Origin of the sequence: Blautia sp. SF-50, from assembly GCF_900101315.1 — a bacterium.
Classification (GTDB): domain Bacteria; phylum Bacillota; class Clostridia; order Lachnospirales; family Lachnospiraceae; genus Blautia_A; species Blautia_A fusiformis.
The window spans coordinates 119,225-135,405 of the sequence record NZ_FMUW01000006.1; the positions used below are offsets into that span (position 1 = coordinate 119,225).

At 43.7% G+C, this 16,181-nt stretch carries 15 protein-coding genes; 2 read left to right on the plus strand and 13 right to left on the minus strand.

What is annotated here, in order from left to right; genetic code table 11:
• The gene (locus BLP57_RS05715) at positions 1 to 1,383 is read left to right on the plus strand and encodes a citrate/2-methylcitrate synthase (RefSeq protein WP_022427281.1); all 1,383 of its coding nucleotides are present in this window, start codon (positions 1 to 3) and stop codon (positions 1,381 to 1,383) included.
• A 220-nt stretch (positions 1,384 to 1,603) separates the two neighbouring features.
• Here BLP57_RS05715 and BLP57_RS05720 read toward each other — a convergent pair whose 3' ends face one another.
• The 6 genes from BLP57_RS05720 to BLP57_RS05745 all read right to left on the minus strand — a co-directional run bounded on the left by BLP57_RS05720 (position 1,604) and on the right by BLP57_RS05745 (position 7,610).
• Entirely contained in the window at positions 1,604 to 3,349 is a 1,746-nt protein-coding gene (locus BLP57_RS05720) for an alpha-amylase family glycosyl hydrolase (protein WP_021652045.1), read from the minus strand.
• Between the two features lie 174 nt (positions 3,350 to 3,523).
• Positions 3,524 to 3,754 carry a hypothetical protein gene (locus BLP57_RS05725; RefSeq protein ID WP_015525138.1) on the minus strand — a complete coding sequence of 77 codons (231 nt, stop codon included), beginning with the start codon at positions 3,752 to 3,754 and terminating at the stop codon, positions 3,524 to 3,526.
• Positions 3,755 to 3,829: 75 nt separating this feature from the next.
• Positions 3,830 to 5,062 carry an MYG1 family protein gene (locus BLP57_RS05730; RefSeq protein ID WP_021652043.1) on the minus strand — a complete coding sequence of 411 codons (1,233 nt, stop codon included), beginning with the start codon at positions 5,060 to 5,062 and terminating at the stop codon, positions 3,830 to 3,832.
• A 167-nt stretch (positions 5,063 to 5,229) separates the two neighbouring features.
• Positions 5,230 to 5,649 carry a hypothetical protein gene (locus BLP57_RS05735; RefSeq protein WP_021652042.1) on the minus strand — a complete coding sequence of 140 codons (420 nt, stop codon included), beginning with the start codon at positions 5,647 to 5,649 and terminating at the stop codon, positions 5,230 to 5,232.
• A gap of 128 nt (positions 5,650 to 5,777) precedes the next feature.
• Positions 5,778 to 7,019 carry a DNA polymerase Y family protein gene (locus BLP57_RS05740; protein ID WP_092070014.1) on the minus strand — a complete coding sequence of 414 codons (1,242 nt, stop codon included), beginning with the start codon at positions 7,017 to 7,019 and terminating at the stop codon, positions 5,778 to 5,780.
• Between the two features lie 42 nt (positions 7,020 to 7,061).
• Positions 7,062 to 7,610 carry a hypothetical protein gene (locus BLP57_RS05745; RefSeq protein ID WP_015525131.1) on the minus strand — a complete coding sequence of 183 codons (549 nt, stop codon included), beginning with the start codon at positions 7,608 to 7,610 and terminating at the stop codon, positions 7,062 to 7,064.
• Between the two features lie 194 nt (positions 7,611 to 7,804).
• Between BLP57_RS05745 and BLP57_RS05750 the strand changes: the two genes are divergently transcribed.
• Positions 7,805 to 8,326, plus strand: a complete 522-nt coding sequence (locus tag BLP57_RS05750; protein WP_092070016.1) for a hypothetical protein — start codon at positions 7,805 to 7,807, stop codon at positions 8,324 to 8,326.
• 83 nt (positions 8,327 to 8,409) lie between these two features.
• Here BLP57_RS05750 and BLP57_RS05755 read toward each other — a convergent pair whose 3' ends face one another.
• Genes BLP57_RS05755 through mreC form a run of 7 tightly spaced genes read right to left on the minus strand, consistent with a single transcriptional unit; the run spans position 8,410 to position 16,178 of the window.
• On the minus strand, positions 8,410 to 9,576 hold the full coding sequence (locus BLP57_RS05755) for a D-alanyl-D-alanine carboxypeptidase family protein (protein ID WP_021652037.1): 1,167 nt from the start codon (positions 9,574 to 9,576) through the stop codon (positions 8,410 to 8,412).
• Positions 9,573 to 10,748, minus strand: coding sequence for an FtsW/RodA/SpoVE family cell cycle protein (locus tag BLP57_RS05760; RefSeq protein WP_092070019.1), 1,176 nt, complete (start codon positions 10,746 to 10,748; stop codon positions 9,573 to 9,575). The genes BLP57_RS05755 and BLP57_RS05760 overlap by 4 nt, the downstream gene beginning before the upstream one ends.
• Positions 10,749 to 10,751: 3 nt before the next feature.
• Positions 10,752 to 10,991 carry a cell division topological specificity factor MinE gene (minE, locus tag BLP57_RS05765; protein WP_015525127.1) on the minus strand — a complete coding sequence of 80 codons (240 nt, stop codon included), beginning with the start codon at positions 10,989 to 10,991 and terminating at the stop codon, positions 10,752 to 10,754.
• A gap of 45 nt (positions 10,992 to 11,036) precedes the next feature.
• The gene (gene minD, locus BLP57_RS05770) at positions 11,037 to 11,825 is read right to left on the minus strand and encodes a septum site-determining protein MinD (RefSeq protein ID WP_015525126.1); all 789 of its coding nucleotides are present in this window, start codon (positions 11,823 to 11,825) and stop codon (positions 11,037 to 11,039) included.
• 57 nt (positions 11,826 to 11,882) lie between these two features.
• The gene (locus tag BLP57_RS05775) at positions 11,883 to 14,780 is read right to left on the minus strand and encodes a penicillin-binding transpeptidase domain-containing protein (RefSeq protein ID WP_092070022.1); all 2,898 of its coding nucleotides are present in this window, start codon (positions 14,778 to 14,780) and stop codon (positions 11,883 to 11,885) included.
• Entirely contained in the window at positions 14,765 to 15,292 is a 528-nt protein-coding gene (gene mreD / locus BLP57_RS05780; protein ID WP_021652034.1) for a rod shape-determining protein MreD, read from the minus strand. Before mreD ends, BLP57_RS05775 begins: the two co-directional genes overlap by 16 nt.
• Positions 15,282 to 16,178: a rod shape-determining protein MreC gene (gene mreC, locus BLP57_RS05785; protein WP_022427290.1), complete on the minus strand. Its 897-nt coding sequence runs from the start codon at positions 16,176 to 16,178 to the stop codon at positions 15,282 to 15,284. The genes mreD and mreC overlap by 11 nt, the downstream gene beginning before the upstream one ends.
• Positions 16,179 to 16,181 lie beyond the last annotated feature (3 nt).

Here is a 16,181-nt window from a genome sequence, read left to right on the forward strand (position 1 = left end):
ATGGAAAAAAAGCATGAAATGATGAGTCTGGAGGACTCCGAACAGCTGAAAGGCAGAATGAAATTCTTTGAAAAGGAACTGGTAGAGAATCATCACATCGATCCCAACCTTTATGTGGAATACGATGTAAAAAGAGGACTTCGTGATTCCGCAGGTAAAGGTGTTCTCACAGGTCTTACTGAGATTTCCGATGTTACCGGCTATAAGCTGGTCAATGGCAGACGTATTCCTGCAGACGGTGCATTGTATTACCGGGGAATCGATGTGCAGGATATCGTAAACGGACTGAAGGACAGACGTTTTGGTTTTGAGGAGACGATCTATCTTCTGATTTTCGGTAAGCTTCCCAGCAAGGAAGAGCTTTCCAGATTTCTTGAGCTTCTTTCTGACATGGAGGATCTGGGAGGACGTTTTGTCCGTGACGTTGTCATGAAGGGAACCAATGCCAATATTATGAATGCTATGGAGCGCTGCGTACTTGCTCTCTATACATATGATGATAACCCGGAAGATATTTCTGTGGAGAATGTACTCCGCCAGTCTCTGGAACTGATCGCTAAGCTTCCTGAAATCGCGGTTTACTCCTATCACGCATACCGTCATTTCCGTAAAGACGAGACACTTTTTATCCGCAATCCGCAGAAGGGGCTTTCACTTGCCGAGAATATCCTTCTGATGCTTCGTCCGGACGGCAATTATACAGAGCTTGAGGCCAAGGTCCTTGATATCGCACTTGTACTTCATGCAGAGCACGGCGGTGGTAATAACTCTACTTTTACCACACATGTAGTAACATCTTCCGGAACAGACAGCTACTCTTCTACCTCTGCATCCATCGGTTCACTGAAGGGACCGCGTCATGGTGGTGCCAACCTGAAGGTCCAGAACATGTTTACAGATCTGAAGGCCAATGTAAAGGACTGGGAAAGTGATGAGGAGATCACAGCATATCTGCAGAAAATACTGAATAAAGAAGCATTTGATCATGCAGGTCTGATCTATGGTATGGGACATGCAGTTTATACACTCTCCGATCCGCGAGAAGTGATCCTGAAACGTTTTGCACAGGCTCTTGCAGAGGAAAAAGGAATGATAGATGAATTTAAGCTCTATGATAAGGTTGAGGGTATTGCCGGAAAACTGGTCATGGAACACAGAAAGCTGTTCAAAAATGTTTGCGCAAATGTTGACTTCTACAGTGGCTTCGTTTACTCAATGCTTGGTATCCCGGAAGAACTTTTTACTCCGATCTTTGCCATCGCACGTATGCCTGGCTGGAGTGCACATCGTCTGGAAGAGCTGATCAGTGCCAATAAGATCATCCGTCCTGCCTATAAGTATGTGGGGCATCATGCAGATTTTGTACCTTTTGATGAGAGATAATAAACAGAATGATAAAAGCAGTGGGGATTTCTGACCTATTTAAGTTGGAAATCTCTGCTGTTTTTTTGTTCTCCTAAATTACAGAAAAACAGGATCATAACTATACATAATATATATTATGTAAAATAAATGTCTGTTTTCACAAAAAAACAAGGCTTACCGCATAAGATATGATCGGATTGCCTTGTTTTTTATGGAATCTTACTTTATTATTCTTTTCCTATCGGAAGCTCTTCAGCCAGTTTACAAGAGAATCATGCCAGATGTTGTCGTATACGGTCTTTTTCATCTGGTCATCTACGGGTCCGTTTCCTGCCATTTTTGCAAGGATAGCAGCCTGAAGTTCTCCTACTGTCATTTCTTCCGGCGTTTTGTGCGGATTTGGTGCAGCGGCCGTTTCCTGCAGATTGGAGGACTCTGCTGCAGGAGTTGACGGAACATTCGCTGAGTTTGCTGTATTGTCAGAAGCTTTATCTGGATTTTCAGCGTTTGAAGCTTCTTTTTCCGGGGCAGCTTCTGTTACAGTGCCATTTTCAGCAGTCTGGTTCTCTTCTTCCTCAGGTGCAGTGATTTCCTCTTTTGCTGCAGCCATTTCCGGGATTTCTGTCTGGACTGGCTTGTATTCTGGCATATCTCCGGCCGGAAGCCAGATCTCACCGCTGTTTGCTGCAACACGGACACGGATACGTCCACCCTGGGCGGAAACTTTCTGGCCGGTGAGTGCGCCTACGTATTCCGGTGCGCTTCCTGTTGGAAGATTCATTTCTGCATCGCTGTCATCGTTATTTACTGTGACGATCACACGCATGCCATCCAGATCTCTTGCAAAAGCAAACTGGCGGTTTGTAAGAGCCAGCTCTGCATAGGAACCATAGCTTAATGCAGGAGTTCCCTGACGGACTTTTCCGAGGGCTGCGATCAGTGCAGTACATGGGTTCTTTGTTGCAGCATCCGCATAATCGTTAAGATCAAGTGCCGGACGTAAGCTGGCATCGGAAAATTTTTCTTTTTTTCCGTCAATACCAAATTCTGAGCCGTAATAAATGCTTGGAACGCCAGGTAAAGTATAAAGAAGTACATGTACAGGAGCAAAATGTGCTTTGTTCTGCAATTTGGTATGAATTCGCTCTACGTCATGGTTGTCCACGAAATTGTAGAGGTCCAGATCTCCCATATTCTGAAGATATTTTACTGTATGAGCAATTTCAAAATAGTTGTGGTCATTATGTCCGCTGTAAAGTGCCTTGTGAAGGGCATAGTTAGTTACACTGTGAAGAGTCTGTCCGTTTACCCAGCGGCTGTAATCTCCGTGAATGACCTCTCCCATAAGCCAGAAGTCTTTCTTAACCTCATCTGCGGTATGACGTAGAATACGCATGAAATCAAAATCCAGAACATCAGCGGCATCCAGGCGGATTCCATCAATATCAAATTCGGAAACCCAGAAACGGATCACATCACAGATATAGTTCTGTACTTCCGGATTGCGCTGGTTCAGCTTTACAAGAAGATTGTATCCACCCCAGTTTTCATAGGAAAAACCGTCATTATATTCGGTATTTCCGCCGAAATTTACATTACAGTACCAGTTAACGTAAGGGGAATGCTCACGGTTTTTCTGGATATCCTTAAAAGCGAAGAAATCACGGCCTGTATGGTTGAATACACCATCAAAGATCACGCGGATGCCTTTTTCATGGCAGGCTTTTACAAAATTGGTGAGATCTTTATTGGTTCCAAGACGGGAATCCAGTTTTTTGTAATCGGTTGTCTCATAGCCATGTCCGACACTTTCAAAAAGCGGCCCTATATATAAGGCAGTACATCCGATCTCTTTGATGTGGTCGATCCACGGCAGCAGTGTGTTCAGTCGATGTACAGGAGTTCCGTAATCATTTTCTTTTGGAGCGCCTGTAAGTCCAAGTGGATAAATATGGTAGAAGATTGCTTCGTTGTACCAGCTCATAATATTACACCTCTGTTCTAAAAATTTGCAATTTCCTGATAATTAGAGAAATTACACAAATATCTTCTCTATAATACCAGATTCCTATAATATAATCCAGAATAAATCAGCCAGTTTTTCAGCGAAAAATCCGGCATATTGCTAATTGCCGGATCTTACCTGATGGACATATGTTTATTCGTCAAATTCTGCAGTAACTATAAAGCCGCGTGGCGTATGCTCAATGCTTTTGATGATGCCCTCTTTGGATCTGATGCGGTCTGCGTTTCTGTAGCAGCCAGACATGGCTACTGCAGGCTCAATGATATAGCTGTAGTTCGTGGCAGAGAGAAATTCGGAGATCTTCACTTTATCTCCCACCTGGATCAGCCCCTGTCTTTCCATTTTAAATTTTTCTTCTCGCATAAACATGCCTTCTTTCTGTATAAATACGCAATGTGAATATATCTGTAAATACAATTAATTACATGTTTAAGATCTTTAAGAACCGGATGGGATCCGTACCAGAAGCTTCTGTCCGTCTTTTTCTACTGCTGTAAGAACGGGAATATGTTTTTTTCGCAGAGCATGAACGATGGGATACAGGGAAAACATGGCATTATCTGCAAAAACTGCTTCCGGTTTGCAGCGGAGGATTTCTTTAATCCTGTCTTTTATAAAGCTTTTCCATTCTGTCTTTTCCATGGAGAGTTCTCCGTAGATTCCGTTCAGAGTCAGCTCCGGTAATTGAGGAACCGGCAGATGTACGATCCTGGCAGAAGAAAGATCCGGAAGCTTTTGAAGCAGCATGTCTGTTTCTTTATTTCCGCCAAGGCTTACGATCACAGCTTCTTCATGGAAGGCGGCAAGACTGCTCCTGCAGGCAAGAACAGAATCCTCAAGGGTTCCGCAGGTCATGAGAAATCCTCCTTTATGACAAAAGGCTGCACTTTTAAGACCGGTTACCAAAGATAACTCCTCGCCTTCCAGGCCAAGCCAGGAAGAAGGAAAACTGCATTTGTAATTCATGGAATATTCTTTTTTCTGTGGCTGGATACAGTAACCGCCCCGGTTGGACGGAAAGATCACAAAAGCAATGTTAGTTTCCGAAAGGCGTTTTTGGCAGGGAATAAATTCCGGAAGTATAAGGATATTGGTATTTTCTGCCGGGGTATCGCCCGAAGCCAGGGAAGCAGCATGTTCTGTAAGAATTTCTTCCACCCGTCTGTCTGCACGTTCATTTCCAAGGTAACGCTCGAATTTATTTTCCAGGATCATACCTGCCACACTGACTGCCTGGAAAAAGGCTTCGTCATTGCTGCTTTTGGAATCCCATCCCGGATTAAAATTGCCGATCAGTGTGGCAAGTTCATTTTTTTCACCGGTATTATCATTGATATCCAGAGGCTGGACAAAGGATTCATCGAATTTTAGTGCCAGCTCCTCACCTAGGATTTCCGGTCCAAGCTTCTCCCAGAGAAGGCCGAAGGCCGCATATGGGACGCCATTATCGCGGATACGGCTGTCTTTCTGATGATGATCATACTGTCCTCTGCCAATATCAAAAACAAGACCTTCATAGTTTTCAGGAACCTGGTTTCCACGTGTGATGGTGATCTCGGGATTCAGATATAAAAGCAGAGCGGCAGAAAAAACATCGTCTGCGTGAAATTTCCCGCTGTGGGTGAATGCGGATGAATTTTTTTGTTTGATTTTTTCCAGTAAATGATTCATATGAAACGCTCCTGTGTGTTTATTCTGCTCTTCAGTATACCACAGAAATGAAGAATAAACAAAGTTTCCTACAGTTAAAAAGGGATCCGTCCTGAGGACAGATCCCTTTAAAAATTTACGTTCTTTTATGCTTTATGTACAAAATAGGACGTTCATATTCAATTTTATTATAATGCGCAGATAATTTTATCCTGATATGCTTCCGGAACTTCTTCTTTATCCAGAGACATACTGATAATAAAGGAAACTTTGAAGGTTTCACCGATGGCACTTAACTGATCCAGTGTTTCGGTTGCATCCTTTCCTTCAAGCTTGGCTGTTGTAAGGAAGCTGTCCAGATATACCTGCTCCAGATCATGATCCTGAGAGAGGATACCACAGATAAATCCTACAAACTCGTCCGCATTTTTAACCGGAAATCCGGAAACATCGATAAGGCGGACCTTGTTGTTCAGCTCATACATGTGCTTGGTGCTCTTGTCTAAGTAAACAATACTGCCGTTGGCGTCCTTAACAGCTCCGTTTACTTTGTCTAATAGTACTTTTGTTTTTCCTTTGCCTTTCTTTCCTACGATCAGTTCAACCATCCTGTTTTCCTCCTTAGACACATATAATAATTTTGAATAAAATTGCTATTGATATGCTTCAAATTATAGTGCATTGTGAATAAAATTGCAAGGGCTTTTTGAAAAAAACTGGTAATTTTAATCAAGCCTTACTGCTCTCTTTCATTTTCCATTTGTGCTTTTGCTTTCCTTCCGATCCGGGCAGTGCTGTTCATGATACTGGCCCGGGTAACCTTGTCGTTTCCGTACTTCAGACGGATGGAATCCAGTGCTGCATCCAGTTTCTGCTGGCGTTCCTTCTTGTGAGTATTCTCAAAAAAGGACAGCTGTTCAAAGGAATCATCCGTAAGACCGGTCAGTGATACTCCCAGGAGCCGGAGTGGCTGTCTCATCCAGGACTCCTGAAAGAGGTTTTGGGCATTTCTGTAAATCTCTTCTGTGATATCGGTGGCATTTGGCAGTTTAGTCTGATGAGATTTGTTTCGAAAATCCAGGGTACGGAAGGTTACAGAAATGCAGGTGCATTTTTTCTTTTTGCGGCGCATGCGGGCGGCCAGAATATCGCATTGTTCCAGCAGGATCGGAAGTGCCTGCTCCAGTGAGACCAGATCATCGTTAAATGTAGTTTCCAGACTGAATCCTTTTGCTTCATCAGGTTTTGCTTTCACAGGGGAGTCATCAAGGCCACGGGCATACTGATATAACTGCTGTCCTGCTTTTTCACCGAGAAGTGCCTGTATCTTTGCTTTTTTTTCATGAGCCAGATCGCCTATGGTTCTGATCCCTGCGTCCTGCAGTTTTTTTTCAGAGGATCTGCCAAGAAAAAGAAGCTCTCTCACTGGAAGAGGCCACATTTTTACAGGGATTTCTTCCGGAAATAAAGTATGCACCTTATCTGGCTTTTCGAAATCAGAGGCCATTTTTGCAAGAAGTTTATTGGTGGAGATGCCGATATTTACGGTAAAGCCGAGTTCTGTACGGATCTTATCCTTCAGCTCATGGGCAGTTGCCACTGGATCCGGGTAAATATAGGAGGTTCCGGTCATATCCAGAAAAACCTCATCAATGGAAAAGGATTCCATTACCGGTGCATAGGACCCACAGATTTTTTTGAAGGCTCTGGAACATTTATCGTATAATTCAAAGTCAGATGGAACGGCCACAAGATTCGGACATTTGCGAAAAGCCATAGCCATAGGCTCTCCTGTCTGGATTCCGTATTTTTTTGCAGGAATGGACTTGGCGACAACGATGCCGGTACGTTTACTGGGGTCTCCGCCAATACAGGAAGGGATGTCTCTCAGATCCGGAAGTCCCATCTTTACTCTTTTTGCTGCTTCCCAGGAAAGAAAAGCACTGTTTACATCAACATGAAAAATCAATCGTTCCATATAGGGTTCTTCTTTCAATTGTATAAAGTGTGTCTGTTATATCTATTTACAGATTTTTGCAGACAGCTGATCAAAAAGGTTCCGATATTCCTCTTCTACCTGTGAAAAAGGGTATTGCCGGTATTGGATCGGAACATGGACAACCGGTTTTGGAGTGTCCGGTGTTTCATTCAGAAGATATTTCAGGTCATACCAGAGCAGGTCATTGTCGATCTCCTTCAGCTTCTGCTCTTCTATGGCAGAAAGTCCGGATCCCAGATATTTCTGATAGATAATGTTTAAAAGAGCTTCCTCCTGTTTCCGATACTCAGGAAGACTTTTCTTAAATGGTCTTGGAACATCGGACATATAACATTCGCTGGCATCGTGAAGAAGGGACGCCAGTATAAGACGGCCGGAATAGCCACGTGCTTCGGCTTCTTTGGCACAAAGGATGCAGTGCTGCCCTACAGAGAAAAAAGTCCTTACATGACCATTTCCGCGGCATAGAAGAGAAAGTGCGTGTGCAATGTCCTCAATGCAGATCAGCTCTTCGTCCGGATGTGTCGGATCAAAATGTTTTCCAGTATATGTGGTAATGCAGTCGCCCATAAAATGTTACGCCTTTCTTTAAGTTATGAATAAATATGATTATTTATTATAAACACCCAGAGAAAGTGTGTCTATATGATCGCGAAATAAATTTCGGGAACTGTTACAGAAAAACAAAAGAAATACATGGCTGTTTTACAAATATGAGTGATTCTGTGCTATAATACAAAAAAACGACAGGGAGATCATCAGCGATGAAACATATGGAAGAAATGAAGATTGCCGGATTAGCCATGGCATTATGTATCGTGATGCTGGGAATCTATATCGTCGTCCCAAAGGATGGAACGGTTTCTCATCTTACTGCTATTCCGGATAATAATGCGGCGGAGCCTGTTACAGATTCTACATCAGAGGGAACTGCTGATGCGGATTTTCCAATCTATACAGAGGACAGCTACAGCAGTGAGCCCGAGAGTTCTGACGATACTGGGGACGGAGATTCCTACACGGAAGAGCCGACTTATGATCCAGGTGATAATTCTTACGACGGCAATACGGATAGTGAAGCCAATGGAGCAGATACCTCGGATACTTCAGATACATCTTCAGATGGAACCGGTGAAGACGCAGGCAATTATGAAGATCCGGACAGTGGCTCCGGTGAAGTTGTCGATGACAATGATTACAGTGGTACTTCGGATACGGATCTTGATAGCAGTGAGACCGAAGATACCGGTAGTGATGGCACCGATGATATAGTAGAAATTAACTGAATGTAAAAGAAAGAATAAAAAAGCAGATCTGCGAAATAAAATTTCAAACAGATCTGCTTTTTTGTTTTTTGTATGGAATCCTGTCAGTTGATGTTCTGGAGCAAGGATGTCATTTCCTGATAAAGAACATCCTTTGAGGATGCACCCATGACGATGGAAATAAATGGCTTCCCATAAGCATTCTGGCTTAAAAGTGCCAGACAGTTACCGGCTTTATCGGTTGTTCCTGTTTTTCCTCCAAGGATAGTGACATCCTTAGGAGTTGCTGCCTCTCCGGTAAGATAATGATCTGTAGCGGGTAAGGTAGCACTTGCATCGGAGCCATCGGAATGCTTATAGCTAACTGTATAAGATGCCATTTGTGTGATGTCTGTAAACTCCGGATAATTCAAGGCTTCTTTCAGCATCAGATAAATGTCATAAGGCGTTGTATAATGATTTTCGTCCTGAAGACCATGGGGATTGGTAAAGTGAGTTCCTGTACAGCCAAGTTCTGCAGCAAAGCTGTTCATCATCTCTACAAATTTATCTGTTGATCCACCTATATGTTCCGCAATGGCAGATGCTGCATCATTGGCAGAATAAACAAGAAGACAATGAAGAAGCTGATCCATGGTAACCTGATCTCCCGCCTGGAAACCAGCTACCTGAGAACCGGATTCCAGGGTAACATTCTCCTGTGAGATCGTTACTGTATCGTCCATGTTTCCATATTTCAGTGCAAGCATAGCTGTCATGATCTTTGTGATGCTGGCAGGATAAACCTTGTTGTAGGCACCTTTTGCATAGAGTACCTTTTTATCACTGAGATTCAGAAGCACACCGGACTGGCTGTCATCCAGACTGACAGAATCCAGAGCAACATCTTTTGTAACAACACAGAGATCATGGGCGAAACCTGCCGCGCGCTGCTCTTCTTTGGAAGTCAGAGTATTATCAAACTCGGAGAATGCATTGAAAGAATTTGCAGGAGTGGAAAAATCTCCGCCCTTCAGCATGTAAACACCAAAACCGCCAGCTGTACATAGTACGATCAGCAGAAGAAGGAGAAAAATGGTGTTGCGGATCCTTTTACGACGCATCCGTTTCATCCGGGTATTCTGAGCTTTACGTCTGGCAGAAACAGTTTTGTCAGACGGCGTGGAAGTTCTTTTTGTCCCCCTGGAGGCTGTATGTGCAGCCCGGGAAGCCTGACCCCTGGAAGGATTGCCAGAACGTACATGAGTTTTTTCAGGTTCTTTACGTGTCATAAGTATTCCTCTTTCCGAAAGTAGGTATCCGATTTCTGACCTTTTTTCTGTAATTCTTTATTATATGCACTGCTCTGCAGTCCTACATTGAGAACAAGTCCCATACCCATAAACAGACTGATCAGAGAAGTAAGACCATAGCTTACAAAAGGAAGCGGAGTACCTGTGTTTGGTGCAAGGCCGGTAGCAACACAGATGTTGATGAAGCTCTGTATGGAAACAATGCTTCCAACACCGCAGCATATGACCTTACCGGCAAGATCCTTGGCCCGCAGGCTCATACGGATACATTCAAAGGTGATCAGAAACAGCAGCAGTACGATCAGAGTACAGCCGATAAATCCGTACTGCTCTCCAGCCACCGCAAAAATAAAGTCGGTCTGATTCTCAGAAACAAAGTTTCCATCATTTACGGATGTAACACTGGTGTCATTACTGAAAGCACGTCCCACAAGCTCTCCGGAGGCGATGGCTGTTTTTGAGTTGTTCTGCTGTTCAATATCATCTGCGTATTCTTCGTTCTCCGGATACAGGAATGACATGATACGGTTTCTCTGGTAATCCTGTATCAGTTTCTGATCCGGCTGCACGATAATGGACAGAAAGATGATGGCCAGAGGAATCGCGATCAAGGCTACACCTCCGATGATCTTATAACTAAGTCCTGCGATGTAGATCAGAATACAGAACAGGACTGTTACGGTGATGGTGTTTTTCATATCCGGCTGTACATAGATCAGCATCAGTGGGATGACCAGAAGGACAGCTGATTGTATCAGAGTCTTTAAGGTATTCAGATCTTCCTCATGATCCATAAAAAATTTGGCAAAAAACAGGATAATGATGATCTTTGAAAGCTCGGTAGGCTGGAAACGGATAAAACCTAAATCCACCCATCTGGCAGCACCATTGGCGCTGGATCCGAAGAACCGGACAGCCAGAAGCATAACGATATTAAATCCATACATGATCCATTGAAAATTCAGCAGCCAGGAATAATCCATCAGTGAAAGGATCAGCATAAAGACCACACCGATGATCACACCCAGAAGCTGACGTGTGCGAAGGTAGTCGGCAGCTGTTCCTACAAGCTGAATTCCAATAAAGCTGATCGCCAGGAGAAAGATCACCAGTCGAAAATTGTAAAACCGCAGCTTATACTGTTTAATCATAAATTATGCATCTCTTTTCTTAAGTACGGGTATGACTGCATGCAGAACAGGTGGTTCCTGTGTGATCTGTATGGTCACCCCTGGTTCATCAATTACAACGTATTTTTTTACGGCATGTATCAGATCGTTCCGTAAAAGCTTCATCATCTGTGGAGAACAGTCTATGCGTTCCGATACAAGAAGAAGCTTCATCCTGTCGCGTGCATAGCCTGCAGAGTGGTTTTTCCCGGAGAAAAATCCCATAATCATTCCTCCTGTGATGAAAAATGTCAGACAGCAAGGCGTCTGTTATTTTCGAAAAATGCTGCCAAGACGGTGGAATACACCATTTTTTCGACGCACAGTAACATAAGGGACCTCTTCGCCCATAAGTCTCCGGCAGATATTGCGATACTCTTCTTCTGCCTGGGAATTTTTTCCGGATAAAGGTTCTCCCTGATTTGTGGAGATCACGATCTGTTCATCATCCAGGATCGCACCGATCAGATCTACAGCCAGGATTTCCAACACATCTTCTACGGACATCATATCACCTCTGGCGATCATTTCCGGTCGAAGCCGGTTGATGATCAGCCGGATATCACGGAGCCCTCCGGACTCCAGCAACCCGATGATACGGTCTGCATCCCGGATCGCGGAAACTTCCGGTGTGGTCACGACCAGTGCACGGTCCGCTCCGGCTACTGCATTTTTGAATCCCTGTTCAATTCCTGCCGGACAATCCAGAAGGACATAATCGAATTCTTCCCGGAGATCATCGGTAAGCTTGATCATCTGTTCCGGAGATACGGCAGTTTTGTCCTTGGTCTGGGCAGACGGAAGAAGATACAGTTCTGAATGCCGACGATCCCGGATCAGTGCCTGTTTCAGGCGGCAGCTCCCATTGATCACATCAACCAGATTATAAACAATACGGTTCTCCAGTCCCATGACAACATCCAGATTTCGGAGTCCGATATCGGTATCTACAACTGCAACCCTTTTTCCCATGGCAGCCAGTCCGGTCCCGATATTTGCCACGGTGGTGGTTTTTCCAACACCGCCTTTTCCAGATGTAATGACAATGACTTCACTCATGTTTTCTGATTCCTCCTATAAAATGTTCCACACTTCTGGTATCCTCATAAAGTTTGTTTAGTCATTCGATACATTACTGGTATCGCTTGCTGCATAGCCAGTGAGAATGGTGCTTTCATCTGCAAGTCCGAAAATGTATTTAAAGATATCATTAGCTGCAAGGCAGGCATTACCGGATGCATATCCGTTTGCGATTCGTACAGATATTGCGTACTTGGGATCAGAAACAGGCGCATATCCGATAAAAAGTGCATTGTTCGGATGATAATAGTCAATCTCGGCAGTACCGGTTTTTCCTGCTACTTCGACTCCAAGTCCGTTAAACTGATCATGAGTCTGCACTACACGATACATACCGTCATGGATGGCATCCCAGATATTGCTGGAAAGATCCAACTGTCCAGCTGTTTCGGAAGGATATTCCTTTATAAGTTTTCCTTTGGAATCCGTCACACGGTCCAGAAGGGAAAGCTTGTAGATCGTACCGGAAGTGGCGATCGTTGACGCATAGCGTGCAAGCTGGCTGGTCGTAAACGTATTAGTACCCTGTCCAATATAGGAAGGAACCGCGTTTTTGTCAGAAACCTGCGGAGAAGCCTCGGAAATTTCAATGCCGGTTTTCTGATCCAATCCCATGAGGGAAGCATATTTCTGAAGCATTCCAAGACTTCTGGCTTCAGAAAAATTACCTTCGGAATCTTTACCAAGTTCGAAACCGATCGTAGTGAAAAATACGTTACAGGACTGCTCAATGGCCTCACGGATATCAAGAGAACCGTGGCCCTGTTTATTCCAGCAATTGATCGGAGGTGTTACAAGGTCAAAGCTTCCTGTACATTCAATATATGTGCCATCATCTATTACGCCCTCGGACATGCCGGCAACAGTAGATAAGATCTTTAAGGTAGATCCTGGAGCCGTCTTCTGCTGTGTTGCCTTGTTGAAGAACGGGCTGGAAAGATCTGTGGAAAGCTTTGCATAATAATCGGTGTCCATATTGTTGGTCAGACGATTATTATCATATCCCGGATAGGAAACACATGCGAGAACATTTCCGGTTGTAGTATCTGTGATCACCGCAGATGCAGAGCACGGAGCCAACGCAAGCTGGGCCGGTGTGATCTCAAGATTTGCGATCTTGCGATACATGAAGGTGTAGGCATCAAGACCACCGGAGGCCATTGTCTGATACAGTTCGTCTTCTTTTGAAAGAACGCCCTGTTCATAGAGAACAAGACACAGATCTTCTCCACTGATGGTGTCTTCCTGAAGCATATATTTATACAGAAGCTTTGAAAAGCCTGTATCTGTCTTCAGGTAATCAATGATATAGGCGGTAAGAGCCTGATAGATCTCTTCAGAATCCAGATATTCTCCGGAGGTTGAGATCTGGGAAATATCGATCCAGTTCTGACTGGCAGCATAGTTCAGATAATCCTTCAGACTGATACTCTGGTCATTTTTCCAGGCTTTGTATGTTTCATCTGAGGTATCAATGGAATCACTTTTCAGTACCTTCAGGGTATTGGTAAGAAGATCATCACAGATATAGGTAAGATATTCCTGCATCTGTGTATCTTCATCCTTATAGGCTGGAGGATTGTCACCTGTCAGCCTGTTACTTATTGTATCAAAAACCTGTTGCTGTTTTTGCTGAAATTTGGCGTATAAATTTTTTTCTGTATCGGAAGCATCTGCATCGCTGAATTTATTGATATCGATCACACTGTTTGCAATCAGTGCATTGTATACATCATAGATTGGGATGGTGATCTTACTTGCATCTTTCTCTGCTTCATAATCAAAGCTTTTATTTGGTGTCAGTTTAGAGAGGACAATACCGGCAACACGCTGTTCCAGGATCTGGTAAATACTCTTCTGCCAGTCGGAATCAATGGTCAGATAAACATCGTTTCCGGCCACAGGATCAACAGTTTTGGAATTGTCGATATCAAGGACTTTACCAAGATTATCAACTGTGACCGTTTCTTCTCCATCTTTTCCCTGAAGTTCAAGCTCCATATACTGTTCGATCCCGGCTTTTCCAACAACCGCATCATTGGAATAATCAGGATTATCCTTACGAAGGGTTTCCAGCTCTTCAGAAGAGGCCTGGCCTGTGTAACCGAGGATCGGCGCCATACTCTCATCGTCCACATATTTTCTGGTGGAATCTTCTACAATGTCAATACCCTGGAGAGCGGCCTGATTTTCTTTTATGGCTGCCACAGATTTTTCACTGACATTTGTTGCAATGGTCACCGGCATATATTTCTTGAAACTGTTGGTGTTCAGCTGATAGCGCATGATCGCAATTTCGAGGATTTCCTGTTTGGTAAGCTCTTCCGGAAGAGAATGTGCGGCAAGTTCTTCCGGGGTGTAGGCATCTTTTCCGTAAAGAACGATAGAAAATCCGCTACTTCCGGTAAGATGATCCATGATCTGGGTTGCGGTTGCGTTTTTCTGCTCATCACTGAGATCATCAATCTGTGCTTCTCCGTAAATATCCGCACGGAAACGGTTAAGAGTAAATCCTTCATCTACATCAAAAGCATAGTCGCCATGATCATTGACGGTAATATGAAAATTATCAGATAAGCTGTCCCCGTTTTTGGAAAGGATCTGTAATACCTGGTAGGCGATACCGTTCAGAGTCAGATTCTTTTCTCTGGTGCTGTTGTATGTACCGCTATCTTCGAATGTGACAGAATATGCAAGTACATTGGAGGCGACAACTGTGCCGTTACGGTCATAAATATTACCACGGGTGCTTTTGATCACGCGTGTTTTGGTGGTACGTGTCTGAAATTTACTGATGTAATCCTCTCCCTGTATGATCTGCAGACTGAAAAGCTGCCGGACCAGGACAGATGACAGAAAAATAAATACGATCACAAGAACTGTAGTACGTTTCAGACGGATTTTTTTGATGATTTTTTTTATTTTAATTCCCAAATAGACTCACTTTCTTTCCTTACAGTATCCATTAAGTGGTAGTTGATCCAGTAAAATACCCGGTATACGATGATGGTGAGAAAAACCGTATATACAATCTCGGGGATAATGATCCTGTATATGTAGGTCCAGAATCCAAGACGGCCTCTGAGCAGAAACTGGAGGCCATACACAGCCAGATTATAAAGAAGATCTGTTCCTGCTACAAGAAAAAGCGGAACTTTCAGATCATCATCATAAAAACTGCGGAATGCATAGCCGCTGATAAAACCTATATACATATAGATCAGTGCATAAAATCCAAACAATGATCCATAAAAGAGATCGACAAAAAGCCCGGAAAAAAATCCAGTCCACAGACCGACTTTTCTTCCACGCATAAGTCCCATGGATACACACAGGATCAAAAGCAGATTTGGAGTGATGGACCCAATGGAAATACGGTCCATTACTGTGCACTGAAGGAGAAAACAGACAATGATAGTGATAAATAATATAATCCTATTTTTCATTGGACGCATCCTCCGATTTGTCTATCGCGTCCTGTTTATTGGTGGTGATCACAAATACATCTTTCAGATGACCGAAATCAACCGGTGTAACGATCGTACCTGTTTTTGTCAGGTTATTGGGATCCTGCTGGATCTCACTGACATAACCAATAAACAGTCCTTCCACATATTTTTCACTGATGTTCGAGGTGACAATACGTTCTCCGACTGTTACCTTGTTATCCTGATCGTAAAGCTGCTCAAAGCTTAATTTGCCTTCATCGATCAGTTTCAGATCTCCAGTGACAACGCAGTTGTCGGAAGTACTGACTGCCATGGCACTGACATTGCTGCTGTCATCGATGATGGAACGGACAGTAGCCCAGGAAGGTCCCACTTCTGTAACGATACCCACAAGACCCTTTCCGGCGATCACGTTGTTATCAACCCGGATCCCGTTATTACTGCCTTTGTTGATCATAAAGGTATCATACCAGTTTCCGGGATCTTTGGAGATTATCCTTGCGGCAACCTTGGGATAGTCGGTATATTCCTGATCAAGATCGTAAAGTTCCTTCAGGCGTGTGAGCTCTGTCTGGTCCTGGATCAGGATGTTATTCTGTTCCGTAAGACTGTTGATCTGACTTTTCAGCTCTTCGTTTTCCTGAAGCACGTCCTGTTTATCACGAAGATTGTTTTTTACATTTCCAAATATATCGCTGACACCGGCGATCCCCTTTTCAAAGGGAACGATAAGAAAACCGGCTGCCTCCTGAAGTGGTGCGGAAGAGGTTCCGGAGGCTGCTGTAGCTACGATGCAGCTTCCACAGAAAAATGTCATGATTACCAGAAGATGTTTACTTTTTAAATTAAAATGAAAACGCACTTTTTTTCGGATGTTTTTCATTAT